The sequence below is a fragment of the Promicromonospora sp. NPDC050262 genome (genome assembly GCF_040655935.1).
In the GTDB taxonomy this organism is placed as follows: domain Bacteria; phylum Actinomycetota; class Actinomycetes; order Actinomycetales; family Cellulomonadaceae; genus Promicromonospora.
In genome coordinates, this window is sequence record NZ_JBFAKX010000010.1 from 44304 (window position 1) to 64110 (window position 19807).

The window sequence follows — 19807 nt, forward strand, 5'->3', positions numbered from 1 at the left end:
CACGTGTGTTCCCGTTGCGTACGACGGGGGATGTGGTGCGCTGGCACCATGACCCCACGCATCCGGCAGGTGGTGCTCGACACCACGGACGCACGCGCTCTCGCCGAGTTCTACCGGGAGCTGTTCGGGCTCTCGTACCGCCCCGGCGACGAGCCCCCGCCGGAGGGCGAACCCGACCCGAACGGCAGCGACTGGCTGGTCCTGCGCAACGACGACGGTGCACACCTGGCGTTCCAGCAGGTGTTCGACCTGCCGCGCTCGACCTGGCCGGAGTCCGACATCCCCCAGCAGCTCCACCTCGACACGACGGTGCCGGACGTCGGCGCGCTCGCCGAGGCACGCGACCACGCCCTCACGCTCGGCGCGACGCTGCTCTACGACCGGTCGGACGACCCGGAGGAACCCCTCTACGTCTTCGGCGACCCGATGGGCCACCCCTTCTGCGTCTTCGTGGGCTGACCGGCTCCGTGGCCTGACCGGCTTCGTGGGCTGACCGGCTTCGTGGGCTGTCGCCGCGTGGCGCTACGCCGTCGAGCGGGTGAACGTCACGTCCACGACCAGCGCCCGGTGGTCCGAGACGCCCGTGTCCACGACCCGGCCCTCCGCGGAGCCGATGCGCCCGCCCGGCACACGCGGGTCGCCGTCGGCCCCCGCACCCGTTCCCTCGCCCTCGCCCTGGGGCACGCCCTCGTCGAGGAGGACGTGGTCGATCTGGAACCGCGGGTCGTGCCGGGGGAACGTGTCGCCCGTCACGAGGGGACGCCAGCCGGTGCGGTCGGCGGGCACCAAACCACGCAGGTTGAAGTCGCCCAGCAGGACCAGGGGGCGCCGCAGCCCGACGAGCCGACGGCGCAGATAGTCCACCTGACGTTCCGCGTGCCGCTCCCCCGCTGCGCCCCGGCGGTAGCCGGCGGCGCGCCGGACCATCCCGCCCGCCCAGCTCACGGCGGAGAACCGGTACACGCTCAGGTGCGTGCACACGACGGTGACCGGGCCCGACGGCGCGTCGATCCGGGCCGCGAGCGCCACCCGCGGCTCGTCGGTGCCGAGCTGCACGCGGCCCCACACCCAGGGCGTCGCAGGCGGCAGCAGCACGGTGTGCCAGCTCAGGACGGGGAACCGGGACAGGAGCGCGATGCCGTAGCCGGGCGCTCCGGGCCGCTCCGCCCGACGGGCTCGGCGTCGGATCCCGGGGTAGCGGAACGGGCCGGCGAGCGCCGGCCGGAACCGGTGGTCGACGGCGCCCATCGCCGCCGCGCAGAGGGCCGCCTGGTCCGCTCCCCCGGAGCGCACCTGGCCCTGGTCGACCTCCTGCAGCCCCACGACGTCGGCGTCGAGCGCGGCGACAGCCCGGGCCAGGCGGTCGTTGTCGACGCGGCCGTCCGGGCCGAGGCCGTGCTGGACGTTGAACGTGGCGATGCGCACGTGATGATCCTGGGCCCGCGGTGCGGCGAGCGCTACCCGGTGAGCGGGCGCGGCGGCCGGATGTCTTCGCGGCATGCGTGCAACCTTTGACCCACGTCCCCCGTAGTGGGTGACATGAGGCAGGAGAATGGGACGACCGTGGGCAACCTTGGGACGGGCGAGCCGTCGGGTGAGGACCGGGCCGGCGACGTGCAGGTCTTCGTGCGGCGCTCCCGCGACGCGGAGTTCACCGAGTTCGTGCGGGAGTGCGGGCCGTACCTGCACCGGACCGCGTACCTGCTGTGCGGGGACCCGCACCGCGCGGAGGAGCTGGTCCAGTCGACGTTCGAGCGGGTCTACCGCACCTGGGCCAAGGTCAGGCCGGGCACGCGGCGCGCCTACGCGCGCCAGATCCTGGTCAACCTGCGGATCGACGGCTGGCGGCGCACCCGCCGTGAGTCGTTCCCGGGCGACGACAAGATCCCCGTCACGCCGGCGTCGGACCATGCCGGGCACGTGGTGCTGCGCGACGAGCTGGTTCGCGGGCTGGCGCGGCTCCCGGTCAGCCAGCGGCGGGTCGTGGTGCTGCGACACCTGCTGGACCTGCCCGAGGCGGAGGTCGCCCGCGAGCTCGGGATCGCCGTCGGCACGGTGAAGGCGGCGAACTCGCGCGGGCTGGCCCGTCTGCGGGACCTGCTCGTGGCGCAGACCGAGGCGGTCGAGCCGGTCGAGTTCGACGAGCAGGCCGTCCTGGACCGGAGCCGGGCCGCGCTGCGCCGACGTCGGGTCCGGCAGGCGGTGGGGGCCGCGTGCGCGGTGCTCCTGCTGGCGCTCGGGGTCGTGACGCGCGGGCCGGTGCCACTGCCCTGGGTCGGGCCGGTCGTCCTCCCCGGCGGGGACCTGATCGTTTCCCTGTTCGACGACGGTCGGGCCGGGCCCATCGACGGCCTCGCCCCGCACCTGCGGCCGGACCCGGGGCCGGACCTGGCGGGCAGCACGCCGCTCGCGTGCCCGGAGGAGCTGCCGGCGCCGACCTCGGCGCGGGCCGCAGAGCCGGGCGAGGACGTCGGCCCGCTGGACGGATCCCTAGTGGTGGATGTGGCAGACGCACGCCCGTTGACCTGCTACGACGTCGACATCGAGACGGTCACGCCCGGGCGGATCGACGAGCAGGCAGGGGTGCCCGTGACCGACGACGGAGGCAAGCAGATGCCACCGCTCGACGGTCTCGCCGAGAACGGGGACATCTGGGCCGCCGGAGCGGAGTTCGGGCCCGCCGGCACGGTCGAGGGCGCCTTCGTCAAAGCTGATGCCCACCGCAGCGACGGACCGACCGAGTCGATCCCCACCGACACGATCAACGATGTGACGCTGGTGCCGTACGACGTCGCCGCGCGGGGCGACCGGGTGACGTGGGGCGAGACGACAGGTGGGGAGGGCCCCACACGCACCAGTCAGATACGCACCTTCCGGGCCGGTACGGAGCCAAGGACGCTCGCCACCTACGAGGGAGACGTCGGGGAGGTCGCCCTCACCCGCGACCACGCACTGTGGACGGATGGGGCGCCGGAGGACGAACCGCGACTGCTCAGCACGAGCATCGACGACCCCGGGACGCCGGTGGTGCTGGCGGACCCCGTCACAGCTTTCGCGGCCGACGACGACGAGGTCGTCGCAGCCGTGCTGGAACCGGGGTCCGGCGACACCCGCACGACGACGATCTGGCTGCTGGACAGCCCGGCCGGGGGGAACCTGTCCGGCTCCACGGCGGTGCTCTCGATCGAGCACGGCCCGGCGGACCGGATCCCGGAGGTCGCCGTCTCGGACGATCTCGTGGCATGGACGACCGTGTCCGACGAACAGGGCACCACCCTCTTCGTCCTCGACCGGAGCGGCGGGGTGGACAGCGTCGTGCGGGCCGGTGACAACAGCGTCAATGGCCTGAGCGCCGCGGGCGGCCTGCTCCTGTGGAACAGCGCGGACGACGAGAACCCGGTGGGGCCGGCCTACCTGTACCGCGCCACACCCTCGACCGCCGGGTACGACGGACCGGACCTCGCCCAGTTGCCGGGCGACACCGAGAGGGCAAACCTCGCTGGCGACCGCATCGTCTGGGGCGAGGGCTTCGTCCCGCGCGACGCGGTCGGCCGGGCATGGATCGTCGAGGGCGCCGTTACTCCGACGCTCGCACGCGAATGACCGACGCACCTCGTCCGACGTGGTCCGACGTGGTCCGCGCCGATCGCGTCAGAGGTCGCCCGGAGCGATCGGGGCAGCCAGGAACTCGTCGATCGCCTCGCGGGTGGGGAACACCGTCACGCCCGGGCCGGAGAAGAGGTGCACCAGCGTCAGGGCGATGTCCCGCACCGCGATGTTCGCCGCGTTCGACGCCTCGCGGAGCAGGTCGAAGGCCGCGTCCTCGTCGGCGCCGTAGACCACCATCAGCACGCCCTTGGCCTGCTCGATCACCGCGCGGCGCTCCGCCGACGCCCGGATCGAGGCGGTCGCGTCGCGTGCCGCCGCCTCCCGCTGCGAGTCGGTGACGTCGATGAAGTACCCGAACAGCTCGGTCACCCGGTCGGTTTCCGGATCGCGCCGGCCCTGCCCGGTCACCGCGAGGGTCCGCGTCTCCCCTGCGGCGTCGAGGATCCGGTGCACCGAGCTGAAGGGCTGTCCCGTCTCGGCCGCCTCCCGCAGCACGCCGTCCACGCGGGCGCGGTCGTCAGGGTGCTTGTGGGACAGCATCAGCGGCGTCGTCGGCACGATCTGACCCGGCTCGAAGCCGTGCATCTCGTACACCTCGTCGGACCATTCCCACTCGCCGGTGGCCAGGTCCAGCCGGTAACGGCCGACCGGGGACGTCCTGCCGCGGGCGAGCACTTGCTCGACGCCGTCCACGATCGTGGGCTCGCCGGGCGTCGGTACAGAGTTCACGAAACTCCTTGCAGGGTGATGTTCCGGGCCTGGTGGGACCGAGGGTACGGGATGTGCGGCCTGACGAGGCACGGGCTAGCGTGAACAGAGGTCGAAGAAGATCACGTCGGCCGAGACGTCGCGTGACGATGGAGGACGACATGAGCCAGAACCCGGCGTTCCCACCGCAGCAGCAGAATCCGCCGGGCGCCACCGACCAGATGGTCCCCACCCCCGACCACGGCGAGACCAGCTACGTCGGCAGCGAGAAGCTCCTGGGGCGGAAGGCCCTGGTGACGGGTGGCGACTCGGGCATCGGACGCGCGGTCGCCATCGCGTTCGCCCGTGAGGGCGCCGACGTCGCCCTGTCCTACCTGCCCGAGGAGGAGCACGACGCACGGGCGACGGCGGAGTGGGTGCGCGGGGAGGGCCGCCAGTGCGCCCTGCTCCCGGGTGACCTGCGGGACGAGCCGACGGCGCGCGGCGTCGCACACCGGGCAGCAGGCGAGCTGGGCGGCATCGACGTGCTGGTGAACAACGCCGGGTACCAGATGGCGCGCCGCAAATCGGTCGCGGACGTGACCACCGAGGAGCTCGACCGCGTGGTCAAGACCAACCTCTACGCCCTGTTCTGGGTGACGCAGGCGGCGCTCGGGCACATGGGCGAGGGCGGCTCGATCATCAACAACTCGTCGATCCAGGCCTACCAGCCGTCCACGTCGCTGCTCGACTACGCGGCCACCAAGGCCGCGATCAACAACATCACGGTGAACCTCGCCGCCGAGCTGGGGCCGCGCGGCATCCGCGTGAACGCCGTGGCGCCCGGGCCGATCTGGACGCCGCTGCAGCCGGCCACCCAGCCCGAGGAGAAGATCGAGTCGTTCGGCACCGACACCCCGTTGGGCCGGGCGGGGCAGCCCGCAGAGGTCGCGCCGGCGTTCGTCTTCCTGGCGTCGCCGACCACGGCGTCGTACGTGTCCGGGACGGTGCTCGGCGTGACGGGCGGCAAGCCGGTGTTCTAGGAGCGACCGGCCGGCGTGAGCACCTCGACCGTGCCGTGCTCGCCGTCCACCCGCACCAGGTCGCCCGTGCGCAGCCGCATCGTCGCGTTGCCGCACCCGACGACTGCCGGGATGCCCAGCTCGCGGGCCACGATCGCGGCGTGCGAGAGGGGTGCGCCGACGTCGGTCACGACGGCGGCCGCACGCGGGAAGAGAGGCGTCCAGCCCACGTTCGTCACCGTCGTGACCAGCACCTCGCCGGGGAGCAGCGCCTCGCCGTCGTCCACCGAGCGCACCACCCGCGCGACGCCCTCCGTCACGCCCGACGCCCCGGGGAAGCCCCGGACCTGGTCGGAGCCCACGGCCTCCCGGCCGTGCTCGTCGTAGACGTCCGACCGCCGGGCGGGGTCGGCGGCCCATCGGACCGGGTCGAACCGGCCGCGGATCACCGCCGGGTACGCCGGCAGGCCCTGGTACAGGTCGTAGGTGGCGCGGCGCACGGCGACGACGTCGCGCCCGCCCTCCCCGGTGCGCAACCCCGCGCCGGTGCGGAGCACGTCGAGCAGCTCGTCGACCGTCAGGTAGAAGACGTCATCGCCCAGTCCGGTGAGCTCCCCGGCCCGCACCGCGAAGGCGCGCAGTGCCCAGAACGTGCGGATCACCTCGGACCGCGCCCGCTCCCGGTCCCGCGCGTTCCGGGCCCACCGGTCGAGCTGGCTGCGCAGCCGCGCGGCCTTGCGCGGCGACAGCCGTTCGAGCCGCTCCCAGACGGCGGCCCGCGCCCGCTGCTGCCGGTCGAGCAGCGCGTCGACGTCGGTCCCGGCCGCCGCCGCGATCTGCCTGTCCAGCCAGGCGGGATCCTCCGCCGGGCGCGGCCGGGAGACCTCGAACTCGTCGACGCACCGGTGCCCGTACCGCGTCACGTACGTCTCGCGGTCGAGCCGCCCGAGGGCCACCTCGCGCAGGTTGACCAGCGTCTCCATGCTGGCCAGGTGCTGTCCGCCGGAGGACAGGCCGGACGTCAGGGTCTCCGTGTCGGCGTCGCCGAGCAGCGCGTGCAGGTCGCGGCGCAGGGTCAGCAGCTTGGTGCCGTCCTGCCGGGCGGCGCCGCGCAGCACGCGCGACGACGCCTCCAGGTAGGGGCCGAGCTCCGTGGTCCAGAAGTCCGCGAGCCCGGCCGGGTCCCCGACGTCGGCCGCATGCCGGCGCAGGGCGGTGCCGCGCTGCTCGGCGGTAGCCAGGAATCCCTGCACGGCGCGGACGTCGCGCACGAGCGACGTGAGGTTGCGGCCCACCATCGGCAGGAGCCGCCGGAACAGCTCCCGGCGGCCGATCGGGACCACCGGGATGTCGGGCTGACCCGGGAGCCGCCCGAACACCTCGCGGTACGCCGCGTCGACCGCCTTACGCATGCCGAGTGCCTGGGCGACCGTCTCGGTGGTGCTGAGGTTCATGTAGAACCGGCCGCCGATCGTGCCGTACGCGGGGACGCCGATGTCCGTGTCGGCCATCGCGTTCGCCATGAAGATCCGCACGAGCGACCAGGTCAGCGGTGTCATCACACTGGGCAGCGCCTCGCCCAGGTTCGCGTTGGTCCACAGGAAGTCGCCCAGCAGGCTGTCGTTCCACACCTCCGTGACCGCCACCTGGCCTGCCGCGCCCGTGACGGGACGCGCCTGGAGGATCGCGGGGGCGCCGTCGTGCAGCGCCCACTCCACGTCCATCGCCACGCCGTACAGCTCCTCGATGCGGACGCCGAGCGCGGCGAGGCGCGCGGCCTGCTCGTCGGTGAGCGCGGGCTCGTCCCGCAGCGCGGCGGGGACCGGCTCGTTCCGGGTCCCGTCGGCGGTCCGCACCGTGCGGACCTCCTTGGTGCTGACCATGCGCTCCACCGCGCCGCCTACCCGTGCCACCAGAAAGGTGTCGGGCGTGACCTGCCCGCCGACCACGGCCTCGCCCAGCCCCCAGGCCGCGTTGATCAGCACGCGGTCGCGGGACCCGGTCATCGGGTCGACGGTGAACAGGATGCCGGCGGCGTCGGCGTCGACCAGCCGTTGCACCACCACCGCGAGGGCGACCTCCTCGGCGGGGATGCCGTGGCGCGCGCGGTAGCCGATCGCGCGCGCCGTCCACAGGGAGGCCCAGCAGCCCCGGACCGCCCGGAGCAGGGCGTCCTCGCCGCGGACGTTGAGGAACGAGTCCTGCTGGCCGGCGAACGACATGCCGGGCAGGTCCTCGGCCGTGGCCGAGGAGCGGACGGCGACGGCGGGGGCCTGGTCGTCCGGGGCGCTGTCCGGCGTACCCGCTGTAGTGCTGCCCGTGGTGCGCAGGTTCGCGTACCCGGCCCGGACGGCGTCGGCGACCGCCGCCGGGATCTCCAGGCCGGCGAACACCTCGGCGATCCGGACCGCGGCGGCCTCGTGGGTCTCCGGCCGGTCGGGCTCCACGTCCCGGGCCGCGGCGACGATCGCCTGCTGCGGCGCTCCGGCGACCGCGGCCCGGTAGGCGTCCGTGGTGACGTGGAAGCCGCCGGGAACCGGCAGGCCGGCAGTGGCCAGGCGGGCGAGCGACGAGCCCTTGCCGCCGGTCGCCGCCAGCTCCACCGCCGCGGGATCCGCGAGCGGCAGCGTGAACGAGTGCGTGACCTCGGTGCTCACGACGGGTCTCCTTCTGCTGGCGAGAGGTCTTCCTCTGGCGGGAGGTCGTCGCCGAGCGACTCCCGCAGCTTGGCCCGCGCCACCGCGTAGGCCTGGTCGACGAACGCACGGGTGGCGTCCGCGCAGACGGCGCGCGCAGCGTCGGACGGCGGGTTCTCAGCCGCGAAGGCGCGGGCGAGCGCGTCGCCGATCAGCTCGCCGGCGCGCTCGTCGGACACCCGCAGCGAGTCAGGCATCATCCGCAGCGAGACGAGCGAGCCGTGCAGCACGGCGGCGACCAGGGTGAGGTGGTCCTCCAGGCTGAGGTCGGCGCGCACCATCCCGTGCTCCCGGAGCGTGGCGAGATACTCGCCGAACGGGGCCACCATGTCGGGCGTGGTGGTGCTGGTCTGCTTGCGGGCCACGAGCTTGCCCAGCACCGCGGAGTCCTGGACCATCGCGGCCTGCAGCAGCGGACGCCGGTGGAGCTCGTGGGCGAGGAGGCCGAAGAGCCCGGGCAGGGTCGCGGTCTCCGGATCTTCCTGGAGGCGCCGCCGCACCGCGCCGATCATCTGGGCCCGGTCCCACCGCATCAACGCGGCGAACAGGTCCTCGCGGCTGCCCCAGTGCAGGTAGATGGTGCCCTTGGCCACCCCGGCGAGCCGGGCGACGTCGTCGATGGTGGTCTTGTCGTAGCCCCAGCGCAGCACGAGCTCGGTGGCGGCGTCGAGGATCCGTTCCGCGCGCTCGTACCTGCGCTGCGCCGTCCCCCGCCGCTGCGTCGTCGCGCCCATGGCTGGTGCCTCCACCCCTGGCCTTCGTGAAAGTGTGACCAGATTCGTTCATCTGGTCATCTTGGAGGCTAGACCTGGGCCGAGCAGGAGGTCAACCAGCTTTTCGGCGCTACCGGACCGTGATGGTCACGGCGTGCTGGGACGGCGCCTGGAGGGCCGTACCCGGGTACTCGGCGATCCAGCGACCGGAGATGCTCGTGCCGACCTTCGTGGAGTAGGTGCCGGCCGAGCCCGTCTTCACGGTCTTCTTGTAGACCGGGCCGGCCGACCCGGCGGGGTCGAAGTACAGCTTGACGGGGGTGTTGGGCGAGAGCCGGTTCGCGACCTTGGTGTCGCTGACCAGCTGCACCTTCCGCACCGCTCCGCTCAGCGTGATGGTCTTCGGGCCCGTGAACGTCTTGGCCGACGCCGAGACGCTCGTGCTGCTGGCGCGCTTGACCGTCATGGTGGTGATGGTGCGGTCGTTGACGATGACGTTCGCCTTGCAGCTGCTGCGTGACTCCGGCGCCGGCGAGAAGCAGATAGAGACGTACTGCTGGTCCACCCCTACGTCGTAGACGCCGGCGGGCATCAGCGGGCTGACACGCGCAGTCGTGTGGGTCGACTGCAAGAAGTAGTCGGTGCCCACCTCGTGCTGCCACTCCAGGGTCGCCGTCCGGACGATCCCGTTCGGGTATCGACCCTCGCCACGCCTGCTCTCGAACCAGAGATTGCTCGCGCTCCGGGCCCAGCCGAGGCCGCGGATGCCGGCGTCGAACCGCACTGTCGCCGGCTCCATGCCCACCACGATGTCGGTCGCGATGATCCGGACGCCGCCCGCGTAGCCCTTCGCTGTCTTGGACGCAGAACCTGAATGAGTTGTCCGGTCGATCTGCCGTGTCTCCTGCGGCGTGTCGGCCGGCGACGAGCGCTTGTACCTGTCGGACTCGGGGACGACCGCCCGCCAGATGCCGTCCGACGGTGCGACCAACGTCGTCTCGAAGTAACCGCGAGCGTCGGACGTCGCCGAACCGCGATAGACACGTGGAGCCGTCCCCTTGGGGTCGAACCAGATCTCAACCTGCTCACCGGCAAATGGAACCTGGCTGTATGGCGATCCGAGCACCGCGATACCCGAGACCACGGCCTTCTCCCCCGCCGGAATGTGCTGCGGGGTCGCCTGGAAATCCCTGAGATATGGACTTCTGCGCTGGAAGAACTCGACCGCGTCGGTGCCCGCGACACGAACATTCACCGGTCCGGACTCGGTCTGCACCACGACGACGGCATCGAACGACACCAGGTAGCGACCGAGCTCCCGGACGGCCGGAAGCTCGAAGTCACTCGCCTCCCACCTGGTGGTCCCGGGCCGCTCGAACGCAGTCTCCCGAGCGTAGATCTCCTCGTTCGAAGGGTTCGTCACCCGGATCATCGCGCTGGTCAGCTCAGCCGAGATGCCGTTGTGCTCCAGCCAGACAGCCATGTACGGAGCTTGATCGGGCACATGAACCTGGGCGGTGACCTGGATGTCTCCGTTCGAGCCGGAGATGATCCCGACGCCAGCAGTCGCCGGGCCCGCACCGACGATCAGGCCCGCGCCCGTCAGGACCAACGCCGACAGGACACCTACTACTCGCCGCACCGAAGCGCGCATGAACAGCCTCTCCACGTGCCAACCAATCCTGTTGCCGAGGTGAATCGCGAAGCCGCTACCTCACCGTGATCGTCACGGCCCGCTCGGACGGCGCCTGCAGGTCCGTGCCCGGGTACTTCGCGATCCACTGGCCCGACCGCGTCGTGCGGTACGTCGTGGTGTAGACGCCCTTCGAGTTCGTCCGCACCGTCTTCTTGTACTGCGGCCCCGTGGCACCGGCCGGGTCGAAGTACAGCTTGACCGGCGTGTTCGGCGACAGCCGGATCGCGGCCTTCGTGTTGCTCACGAGCTGCACCTTGCGCACCGCACCGCGCAGCGTGATCGTCTTCGGCCCCGTGAACGACGTCGCCGACGCCGCGATCGTCGTGCTGCTCGCCCGGCGAACACGCACTGTGGTGACCACGTCCCCCGGCATCGAGACACGCGCCTCCTCGGCGTCCCAGCGATCCGTCCAGACGGCCATCTCGCCCGTGAACCGCACGTCGTACAAGCCCGCCGGGTGCACGGCGGACAGCCGGTAGGCCCGCGTCGCGCTGTAGTTCGTCCGCCACGGGAACTCCCCGCTGCTGTAGTAGACGTCGCCCGCACCGAACCGCCCTTCCGCGCGGCGGTTGGTCATGTACGGCCCGGAGAACTTGATGTTCCCCGGATATCCCGCGGTCAGGAGCCCCGCATCGACGTAGACCGTCTGCGGCTCGATCCGGGTCACGACGTCCTGGACAATCACCCGCGCCTTCGCGGTGTGCCCGTTCTTCGTACCCGACACCACGACCGACCGGACGGGCTGGGTGACCTTGCGGCTCGTGAACGTCGCCGTGCCCGGACCCAGGAGCGTGTCCTCGTCCTCGCCCGGCCGGACGATGTCGTAGGTGCCGGAGGTGCTGGGCCGCACCGTCTTGGCGAACCAGCCGTCGGCGTCGGTCGTCACGGTCGCGACGGCCTCGCGAGGCGCCGTCCCGGCCGGATCGAAATAGATCGTCACGAGTTCCCCGGCCGCGGGCGAGTATGGACCGTGTCCGACGAAGCCGTGGACCTGGACCGGCGAGCCCGCCGGCGCCACGTTCGGGGCGAGGGCGATGTCGTTGTAGGTGTAGGTGGACAGGCTCGCCTCGCCCTCACCGGTCGGTGCCCCGACCGCCGCCGGCCCGCCCAGCAGGCTCCCGACGAGCGCCAGGCCGAGCACCTGGCCGAACGGCTTCCGGACACGGACGACCATCGATACCTCGCAGGTGGGGAGTGGCCCGGCAACCGGGAACAGGCCTGATCCTGTCAGGCGCCGCGACAAAAGGTGCGAGTCGGCTGAGAATCCCCGGGGTGAACTTTCGGGTGCGCGGACAGCACAAAGGTCCGCCCCGACCAGGCGGTCAGACATGGATCCGAGAACCCATACCTGACCGCCTGACGGAGGCGGACCTCCCGCCGGTCGCCGACGCCCGGTAGCCGCCGACGGCGGCGAGCTAGCCGACCGTCACCGTCACGGCCGCCTGCGACTTCGCCAGCAGGCTCGTGCCCGCGTACTTGACGATCCACCGGCCCGACGCCGCGGCGTTGACCGTTGTCGAGAAGGTGCCGTCAGTACCCGTGGTGACGTCCTTCTTGAGGACCGCGGGCGACGACCCCGTGGGGTCGAAGTACAGCTTGACCGGCGTGTTCGGCGCCGGCCGAATCGCCGCGCCACCGCCGCTGACCAGCTGCACCCGCTTCACGTCACCGCTGATCGTGATGTTCCGCGCCGCGGGCACCGACGTCTGCGAGGCCGCGACCGTCGTGGTGGTCGCCCGCTTGACCACGATGGTCGTCACCGTGGGGTCCTCGATGAGCACGTCGTGCGTGCAGTTGCTGGTGCCGCCCTCGAGCCCGTCCCAGTCCGGCGCCGAACAGGCCTTCATGGCGTCCCGGATGCCGATGTCGTAGACACCGGCCGGCAGAGTCGGGTTGAAGGTGAACGTCGCGTGGCTCGTGCCGATCCCGGAGTGCGTCAGCTCCCGCTGCACCCGGTACCCGTCGGGGAAGCTGCCCTCGCCGCGCCGGCTCTCGGCGCTGACCCAGCCGGACGTGCCGCCGACGGTGAAGTCGAGGCTGCCGACGTCGACCCGCCGCTGCACGGGGGCGAGGCCCAGCACGACGTCGTGCGTGATGAGGTGGTCGCCCGCGGTGAAGCCGTTCTGCGTGGCATTGACCGTGCCCTGCCGCAGCGTGGTGTCGCGGGCCCGCTCCGACGAGGTCAGGGTCCACACCGCCTTCGCACCCGAGTCGGTCATCGGCATCTCCGCACGCCACTTGCCGGAGGCCCCCGGCTGCTGCCGGGTCGTGAAGAAGCCACGGTCGTCCGTCGTCAGGGTCTCGATGAAGGCCTCGGGCGCGTCGCCCGTGGGGTCGAAGTACACCTTCACCTCCTGGTCGGCCGCCGGCTCGTAGTCACCGGTGCCGAGGCTCCTGATGTTCGCCGCCCCGGAGAACGAGACCGTCGACCCCGCGGGCGCGCTCGCCGGCGAGGTCCAGATCAGGGGGATGTTCCGCTTCGCCCGGAAGGGCACCAGCACCGGGTCCGCGGTGCGGATCGGCACCTTGACCACGCCGTCGGTGGTCGTCACGTCGATCTCCGCCGCCACGGACACCTCGTAGACACCGGGCTCGGCGTCGGCCGGCAGCGTGACCTTCGAGGTCCAGGTGTTGGCCGTGCCCGACGCCACGAACTGCGCCCCGGTCAGGCTGCGGCCCTCCGGGTCCACCATCGTCATGCGTCCGGAGCGCATGGCCGCGGAGGACCCGTTGTGCGTGATGGACATGGTGCCGGTGATGGACCCGACCACGTCCCCGCCGGGCGGCAGGGAGATCTTGGCGGAGACGACGACATCGTCCACCCGGTTGGTCACACGGTCCGCGGTGACGCCCGGCGGCGGTGCCGTGCTCACCTCCGCCGCGAGGCTCGGAGTCGTGGCAACGCCGGTCATCAGCAGTGCGGCCCCGAGCGCCATACCCAGCGACGCCCGCATCCTCGATCTGTTCAAAGCAGCCCCCTCGTCAGAGGGACGCGGACGCGTCCCGCCCAGGCGCATGCTCTCCCGGCCGACAGGGGCGGGCCACGGGAGGCGGTGATGCGAGCGGGTGAATTTTCCTCGCCCCGGACGCTAAATCGGACGTTGAGTGAGAATGGGGATTATGCAGACCGACGGACGACAGGAGACGCAGACCGAGCGGGCGGACAGGAACTGGAACGAGCTCCTCCAGGAGCTCCGCGTCATGCAGACCGGCGTGCAGATCCTCACCGGTTTCCTGCTCACTCTGCCCTTCCAGTCCCGGTTCGCCGACCTCGACCGGTACCAGGTCGTCGTCTACCTGGCCCTCGTCGTGGCCTCGGTCACCGCGACCGCCCTCATCGTGGCGCCCGTCAGCGTGCACCGGGCGCTGTTCCGCAAGCAGATGAAGCGCAACATCGTCACCCTCGCCGACCGGATCACCCGCGCCGCCCTGGCGGCCCTCGCCCTGGTGATCACGGGCGCCTCGCTGCTCGTGTTCGACGTCGTGGTCGGGCGGACGGCGGGGATCATCGCGGGCGCCGGTGCGCTCGTCGTGATGGCAGTGCTGTGGGTGCTGCTCCCCGAGGTGCTGCGCCGGCGGGGCTGAGCCGGCGCAGCCGCTCGAACTACTTCACGGTGATGGTGACGGCGCCCTGCGACGGCGCCTGGAGGTCCGTACCCGGGTACTTCGCGATCCAGCGGCCCGACATCGACGTGCGGTACGTCGTGGTGTAGATGCCCTTCGAGTTGGTCCGCACCGTCTTCTTGTACTGCGGACCGGTGGCGCCGGCCGGGTCGAAGTAGAGCTTCACGGGCGTGTTCGGCGAGAGCCGGATGGCAGCCTTGGTGTTGCTCACGAGCTGCACCTTGCGCACCGCGCCGCGAAGCGTGATCGTCTTCGGCCCGGTGAACGACGTCGCCGACGCCGACACGGTGGTGCTGCTGGCGCGGCGGACACGCACGGTCGTGACCGACTTCCAGGGGATCGGGACAGCTACGGTTTGCAGCGAGCCGTCCCCGTCGGAGTCCCAGTGGTCCGTCTCCACGCGGATAGGTCCTTCGTAGTAGACGTCGTAGAGCCCGGCAGGTTGCAGGGCCGACATCCAATAGGTCCGCGCCCCGCTGTAGAACGTGTCCCACGGGTCCTGGTCGCTGGTGGTGACGTCGCCACTCCCATAGCGCCCCTCCGCCCGCCGGTTGGTCATAGAAGGCCCTGCCAAGGCATTGGCTGAATACCCCGGCGTCAGGATCCCCGCGTCGAGATAGACGGCCTGCGGCGCGATCCTTGTGACGACGTCCTGCACCGTCACCCGGACTCGTGCGGTGTGACCGTCCTTGGACCCCGATACCAGTACCGACCGGACAGGCTGGCTCGCCGAACGTCTTGCGAACTTGCCGGTCCTGGTGCCCATGACGTCCGTGCCCTGGTTCGCGACGACGACGTCATAGGTACCCGACGTCGTTGGCCTGAACGTCTTGGCGAACCACGCATCGTCATTGGTGACTACCGTCGCCACGAGCGCACGAGGAGCCGTGCCGGACGGATCGAAGTAGATCTCGACCTGCAGTCCACGCCCAGGCTGGCGCCGCTCCCAGATGGTGTCCGGCTGGATCGCGATGTAGCCGTGGACCTGAACCGGTGTCCCCGCGGGGGCCGTCGCCGGAGCGATCGCCACGTCGTACCAGGTCCGCGCATACGTCATGGGCGACGGGCCATCCGAGTCGGTGTCTGCGGCAGCCGCGGGCAGGCCGGTCAGGAGGCTGCCGGCCAGCGCGACTCCCAGCGCGGAAACGAGCATCTTTCGGGCACCGATGACCATGGACTGACCTCGCGGAAGATGGGCCCGGAAACCGGGAGCACGCCGCATCGTGCCAGACGGGGGCACCCCAGAACCTCAGTATTCAGGGCGTCACAGGGTGATCTTCGCGCTGGCCTCAGAGCGTCTTGTGCCAGGCCACGATCCGGTCCACCGCACGCGACACCGTGTCGAGCGACGACGCGAACGACAGCCGCACCCACTCCCCGCCGTGCACGCCGTCGAAGTCGGTGCCGGGCGTGATGGCGACGTCGGCCTCGGCGAGGAGCCGCGCGCAGTAGGTGACCGAGTCGAGCCCGAACGAGGCGATGTTCCCGTACAGGTAGAACGCGCCGTCGGCCGGGGCGACGGGGCGCCAGCCGAGCTCGTCCAGTCGCTCCACGAGCAGCCTGCGCGACGACGCGTAGCGCGCCACGTTCTGCGCCGCCGCCTCGTACCCCTCGGGTGTGAAGGCCGCGATGCCGGCGTGCTGCGCGAGCGCGGGCGGCGAGAGCGCCACGTTGCTCGCGAGGGCGTCGACGGGCGCGACCAGCTCGTCCGGCAGCACGAGCCAGCCGAGGCGCCAGCCGGTCATCGCCCAGTACTTCGAGAACGAGTTCACGACGACGGCGCCCTGGTCCACGAACGTGGCCGCCGTCGCCTGCGCCACCTCGTCCGAGTAGGCGATGCCGTGGTAGATCTCGTCGCTGATCAGGCGCACGTCGTGGTCGGCGCACCACTCGGCGATCGCGGCCAGCTCGGCCGGCGTGATCATGGTGCCGGTCGGGTTCGCGGGCGAGGCGACCATGACGCCGTCGAGCCCGCCGCCGTAGTAGGCCTCGTTGAGCTGCGACACCGTGGGCTGGTAGCGGGTCTCGGGACCGCAGTCGAGCTCCACGACCTCGCAGCCGAGCGCCGACAGGATGTTCTTGTAGGCGGGGTAGCCCGGACGAGCGAGCGCCACCCGGTCGCCGACGTCGAACGACGCGAGGAACGCGAGCACGAACCCGCCGCTCGACCCCGTGGTGACGGCGATCCGCGCGGGGTCGACCTCGACGTCGTACCAGCGCCGGTAGTGGCCCGCGATCTCGGCGCGCAGGGCCGGGACGCCCATCGCCTCGGTGTAGCCGAGGTTGCCGTCGCGGAGCAGGGCGATGGCCCGCTCCCGCACCACGTCCGAGGCGCCGGTCGACGGCTCCCCCGCACAGAGGTTGAGCACGTCCGCCCCGGTGGTCCGGCGCGCGTTCGCGGCGGCGAGCACCTCCATGACGGCGAACGGGGGCACGTGGGACCGACGAGAGACCTTCATGCGGCCATCATGGCCCACCGAGGTGCCCGACGGCGGTACGAGCCGGTGAGTTCACCAGCGCACACGGGCGAACGTCAGCGACGCGACGCCGTTGTCACCGAGGCTGGTCCAGGCGATACGGTCGCCGTCGACCCCGACCTCGGCCTGCTCGCGGGCGAGCCGGACGACGCCCGGGGCGCCGTCCCTGTCCACCATCGCGTAGGCCGAGCCGTCCTCGGTCGACCAGGCGACGGTCCCGGCGGACACGTCCAGGGCGGTGACCGGCGAGGTTCCGCGTACGTGGTAGGCCGTGAGCGTGGAGACGTCCACCAGGTAGAGCAGGTCACCGGCGGAGAAGACGAGCCGCCCGGCGTCGTAGCCGAGCGCGGACACCGGCTCATCCCCCAGATCCTCGTTCCGGAGCGACAACAGCAGCGCCGACTGCGCGTCGCCCCTACCGGAGATCAGCTCGAACTCAGTCGTCGAACCGGGTCCGGCTCCGATGCCCGGGCCTCCGGAACCTTCCTCGTACGCGACCAACAGGCCGTCCGGCGTCGATCCCAGGGCGCAGACCCGCTCCCGGACGCCCGTGCGGTCCGGCGCGGGTCCGTCGAGCGCAGCCGTGTGGAGCGTCTGGGTACAGCTGGTCCGTGCGACGTTCGGCATGGTGGTCCACCCGAGCAGCGTGTCCGAGAGCGCCACCGTTCCGACCTCTGCGGCCTTCATCACCGACGAGTCGCTGACCGTCGTCACGCTCCCGTCCTCGTCCAGGACCCGCAGGGTCCACGGCAGCGTCCCGACGATCTGGGTGTTCGGCGTCTCGAACCAGGCGGCCCGGTCGCCCTCACGGACCAGGCCCAGGGCCTGCGGCCAGCGGCCGTCGACCTGCTCGGTCTCCGCCACCGGCACCACGTCCCGCCATCCCTTGCCGTCCGGGGCCAGTGCCTCCAGCGTGGACGGCCCCGGGATGAGGTCGCCGTCGAGCGCCGGGTCCGGGTCGGACCAGTTGAGCACGCTCTCGCCCGCGCCCAGGGTCGTGGCATCGGCCTCGACCCTGGCGGGGGTCGTCCACCGGTGATCGACGATGACGTCGACGCACCGGTCGACGTCGTGCGCGTCCGCGGTGTCGATCATCCCGACGACGGTGAGCTCGCCCCAGCCGGCGGACATGGTGTCGACCGGGGTCGTGGGCGCGTCGTCGTCGGGCCGGGTGCACGCCGCGGTGTCCGCGTGATCCGAGGGCAGGCCGGAGATCCCTCGGCCGTCGAGCCCGAGCACCTCGCGCAGCCACTCGCTGCCCGGCAGCGCCACAGGCCCCAAGCCGGGTACCCGCACCGGGCCGGCCAGCATGAGGCCGAGAACCAGCACGAAGATCCCCGCGACCGTCGCGACGGTCTGGACCGCCCGCCGACGCCGGGCCGCCGTCCGGGCCTGGAGCAGCACCCGGTCGCCGTCCGCCCGGAACTCCGGGACTGCCTCGATCGCCGAGGCGCTGAGCAGGGAACGCAGCCGCGCGAGGCCGCGCGCGTTGGCGGACTTGACCGAGCCGAGCGAGATGCCGAGCTCCTCGGCGACCTGCGCCTCGGACAGGTCGAGCAGGTGCCGCAGCACCACGACGCGCCGCTGGCCGAGTGGCAGTGCCCGCAGGGCCCTGCCGAGCTCGTCCCGGACGGCGACGTCGTGCGCGTGGTCAGGGACGGGCGAGATCGGTAGGACACCGTCGTCCGTCACTCCCACGCGCCGGTCCTTGCGCCAGCCGTCGATTCTGAGATTCATCAGGATGCGCCGCGCATAGGCCCGCGGCTCCCCCGTCCGCGCCTTGGCCCACGCGCGGTACGTCCGCTCGAACGTCGCCTGGACCAGCTCCTCGGCCTGGTCGGCGTCGCCGGACAGGAGGTAGGCCGTCCGGTACAGGTACGCGCCCGCCGCCGTCACGAAGTCCACGAACTCCGCGTCGAGGTCGGGGGCGACCAGCACCCTCGCGCGCCCCGGATCGACGACGGGCTGCTCGGTTGTCTCCGCGTTCATACCGCCCACCACGGGCGAGCCGGCTCAGAGGTTGCCTCGTCCTCGGACACGACCACGCGGAGCATCCGGTCATCATGCCGCCGGATACGGCCCAACGGGCATTGGTTCGCGGCGAGAACCGTGGCGAATCAGCTTTTACCAAGCTCCAACCCGCACTCACAATTGTGTGGGTAGACTCATAATTGTGGCTCTAGCCCCACAATTTCTCGACGCCCATCTGAACTGAGCAATGTCGGCTCACGTTGCCTTTCGGGCCGCTTGTGAAAGTTGTAACATGCTTGCCATGGCGCCCGGATCGCGCGATGACGCAGACAACGACCCCCTCCGCCGAGCCGCGCAGTACCGCGTGGACCGGGAGGCAGCGGCCGAGCGCGCGGAAGGTCCCGGTTCCTCGGTTCCGGACGACGACGAAGCCGGCGACGACAACGCCGGCGAGGGCGACGCCAACGAGTCCGAGACCAAACGGCCCGGCAGCATGTCCGTCGAGGAGCGCTCGCGCTACGTCGACGTGGTGATCGACCAGGCGATGCGCCGCGGCGAGTTCGACAACCTGCCCCTGCACGGCAAGCCGATCCCGGGCATCAGCGGCAAGCACGACCCCGACTGGTGGGTCAAGGGCCTGATCGAGCGGGAGAACATCACCGGCGTCCTGCCGTCGGCGCAGCTCCGCAAGGACGACGCCGAGCTGGACGCCCGGCTCGACCTCGAGGCCATGGAGGAGCGCGTCCGCGAGATCGTCGCGGAGTTCAACGCGCGTGTCGTGGACGCCCGGCGTCAGCTCCAGGGCGGCCCGCCGATCGTCACGCCCACCCGCGACGTGGACGAGCAGGTGCGCAGGTGGCGGGAGCGCCGGGCGGCGCGCCGGGCCGCGGCGTCGGCACCCTCGACGTCCGCGGCGCGCACACCGCGGACGTCGGCCGACCGGCCGTGGTGGAAGTTCTGGTGACGGCGGGTCAGAACCCGTACGCCGTCACGATGACCACGGCGGTCATCAGCCAGTAGGGCACCGATCCGAGCGCGAACCCCAGTCCCGCGGCGATGGCCATGCGGCCTCGGTGCGCCCCGAACCGGCTGGACACGGCTCCCGCCGCCATCGTGAGACAACCCACGATCGTCACGCCCTCGGCGGCGCCCTGCGAGATGAGCATCCCGAGGATGAGCGCGACCACCCCGACGACGGCCTCGCCGCGCGCTAGGAACGGCCCGCCTCGACGAGCCCGCGGGTGAGTCTCCTGGTGCGTTGTCATGGCGCATCGCCCCTCGTGCCCGACGTCGGCGTGGGCACCTCTTTTCC

General features: G+C 71.7%; 16 protein-coding genes. 5 read left to right on the forward strand and 11 right to left on the reverse strand.

Translation table 11 applies throughout. From position 1 onward, the window contains the following. Positions 1-48 precede the first annotated feature (48 nt). Entirely contained in the window at positions 49-459 is a 411-nt protein-coding gene (locus tag AB0I29_RS16195; protein ID WP_357483109.1) for a VOC family protein, read from the forward strand. Positions 460-522: 63 nt separating this feature from the next. Here the strand turns inward: AB0I29_RS16195 and AB0I29_RS16200 are convergent, their stop codons facing one another. Beyond that, positions 523-1425, reverse strand: coding sequence for an endonuclease/exonuclease/phosphatase family protein (locus AB0I29_RS16200; RefSeq protein ID WP_357483112.1), 903 nt, complete (start codon positions 1423-1425; stop codon positions 523-525). Positions 1426-1563: 138 nt separating this feature from the next. Here AB0I29_RS16200 and AB0I29_RS16205 point away from each other — a divergent pair, with 138 nt between their 5' ends. Next, the gene (locus AB0I29_RS16205) at positions 1564-3603 is read left to right on the forward strand and encodes a SigE family RNA polymerase sigma factor (RefSeq protein ID WP_357483115.1); all 2040 of its coding nucleotides are present in this window, start codon (positions 1564-1566) and stop codon (positions 3601-3603) included. A gap of 48 nt (positions 3604-3651) precedes the next feature. On the opposite strand, the gene AB0I29_RS16210 is transcribed toward AB0I29_RS16205, so the two are convergent. Continuing rightward, complete coding sequence (locus tag AB0I29_RS16210; RefSeq protein WP_285100605.1) at positions 3652-4338, reverse strand: PAS and ANTAR domain-containing protein; 687 nt, start codon at positions 4336-4338, stop codon at positions 3652-3654. A 140-nt stretch (positions 4339-4478) separates the two neighbouring features. On the opposite strand from AB0I29_RS16210, the gene AB0I29_RS16215 reads away from it, so the two are divergent. Further along, positions 4479-5339, forward strand: a complete 861-nt coding sequence (locus AB0I29_RS16215) for an SDR family oxidoreductase (protein ID WP_357483119.1) — start codon at positions 4479-4481, stop codon at positions 5337-5339. Here AB0I29_RS16215 and AB0I29_RS16220 read toward each other — a convergent pair. From AB0I29_RS16220 to AB0I29_RS16240, 5 genes are all read right to left on the reverse strand, one after another. Next, complete coding sequence (locus AB0I29_RS16220; protein WP_357483122.1) at positions 5336-7975, reverse strand: PEP/pyruvate-binding domain-containing protein; 2640 nt, start codon at positions 7973-7975, stop codon at positions 5336-5338. The genes AB0I29_RS16215 and AB0I29_RS16220 overlap by 4 nt on opposite strands. Beyond that, the gene (locus tag AB0I29_RS16225) at positions 7972-8748 is read right to left on the reverse strand and encodes a helix-turn-helix domain-containing protein (RefSeq protein WP_357483125.1); all 777 of its coding nucleotides are present in this window, start codon (positions 8746-8748) and stop codon (positions 7972-7974) included. The genes AB0I29_RS16220 and AB0I29_RS16225 overlap by 4 nt, the downstream gene beginning before the upstream one ends. 109 nt (positions 8749-8857) lie before the next feature. Next, positions 8858-10210, reverse strand: a complete 1353-nt coding sequence (locus AB0I29_RS16230; RefSeq protein WP_357483128.1) for a hypothetical protein — start codon at positions 10208-10210, stop codon at positions 8858-8860. A gap of 226 nt (positions 10211-10436) precedes the next feature. After that, positions 10437-11597: a hypothetical protein gene (locus tag AB0I29_RS16235; protein ID WP_357483131.1), complete on the reverse strand. Its 1161-nt coding sequence runs from the start codon at positions 11595-11597 to the stop codon at positions 10437-10439. Between the two features lie 241 nt (positions 11598-11838). Continuing rightward, complete coding sequence (locus AB0I29_RS16240) at positions 11839-13392, reverse strand: hypothetical protein (RefSeq protein ID WP_357483134.1); 1554 nt, start codon at positions 13390-13392, stop codon at positions 11839-11841. A gap of 151 nt (positions 13393-13543) precedes the next feature. On the opposite strand from AB0I29_RS16240, the gene AB0I29_RS16245 reads away from it, so the two are divergent. Continuing rightward, positions 13544-14008, forward strand: coding sequence for a DUF6328 family protein (locus tag AB0I29_RS16245; RefSeq protein WP_285100598.1), 465 nt, complete (start codon positions 13544-13546; stop codon positions 14006-14008). 19 nt (positions 14009-14027) lie between these two features. Here AB0I29_RS16245 and AB0I29_RS16250 read toward each other — a convergent pair whose 3' ends face one another. The 3 genes from AB0I29_RS16250 to AB0I29_RS16260 all read right to left on the reverse strand — a co-directional run bounded on the left by AB0I29_RS16250 (position 14028) and on the right by AB0I29_RS16260 (position 18513). Continuing rightward, on the reverse strand, positions 14028-15221 hold the full coding sequence (locus AB0I29_RS16250) for a hypothetical protein (protein WP_357483137.1): 1194 nt from the start codon (positions 15219-15221) through the stop codon (positions 14028-14030). A gap of 115 nt (positions 15222-15336) precedes the next feature. Beyond that, on the reverse strand, positions 15337-16506 hold the full coding sequence (locus AB0I29_RS16255; protein WP_357483140.1) for a pyridoxal phosphate-dependent aminotransferase: 1170 nt from the start codon (positions 16504-16506) through the stop codon (positions 15337-15339). Positions 16507-16557: 51 nt separating this feature from the next. Then, positions 16558-18513 (reverse strand): SigE family RNA polymerase sigma factor, encoded by a 1956-nt coding sequence (locus tag AB0I29_RS16260; protein WP_285100595.1) that lies wholly within the window; start codon positions 18511-18513, stop codon positions 16558-16560. Positions 18514-18796: 283 nt separating this feature from the next. Here AB0I29_RS16260 and AB0I29_RS16265 point away from each other — a divergent pair, with 283 nt between their 5' ends. After that, positions 18797-19459 (forward strand): DUF1992 domain-containing protein, encoded by a 663-nt coding sequence (locus AB0I29_RS16265; RefSeq protein WP_357483144.1) that lies wholly within the window; start codon positions 18797-18799, stop codon positions 19457-19459. Positions 19460-19466: 7 nt separating this feature from the next. Here AB0I29_RS16265 and AB0I29_RS16270 read toward each other — a convergent pair whose 3' ends face one another. Next, the gene (locus AB0I29_RS16270) at positions 19467-19760 is read right to left on the reverse strand and encodes a hypothetical protein (RefSeq protein WP_285100592.1); all 294 of its coding nucleotides are present in this window, start codon (positions 19758-19760) and stop codon (positions 19467-19469) included. Between the last annotated feature and the right edge of the window lie 47 nt (positions 19761-19807).